At 39.6% G+C, this 268-nt stretch carries 1 protein-coding gene; it reads left to right on the top strand.

Annotated elements, in window-relative coordinates; translation table 11 throughout:
* Positions 1–24: 24 nt before the first annotated feature.
* Positions 25–268, top strand: a 244-nt coding sequence (locus tag PZC42_RS23235; RefSeq protein WP_368860293.1) for a sugar transferase, incomplete at its 3' end; no start/stop codon positions are given.

Raw genomic sequence — 268 nt, 5'->3', positions numbered from 1 at the left:
GAACGGCAATTAGGCAAGATTTTTGTGAATAATTTACGACCTAGCGTCTTTATCTACTCAGATGGATTTAAACAAAACCAGTTCAGGACAATCAGCAAGCGTGTGCTGGATATTACTAGCAGCACGATATTACTGATTTTAACACTACCAATCATGCTCCTGACCGTTGTAGCTATCTTTGTTGAATCCGGATGTCGCGGTTCGATTATATACAGGCAGGTGCGAGTCGGGATCAACCATCAATCATTTAAAATTTTTAAATTTCGCA

Source organism: Isoptericola croceus, assembly GCF_029382255.1.
GTDB lineage: Bacteria > Actinomycetota > Actinomycetes > Actinomycetales > Cellulomonadaceae > Isoptericola > Isoptericola croceus.
Note: the sequence above shows the minus strand (reverse complement) of the source record. Positions and strands in the feature narration are given on the sequence as shown.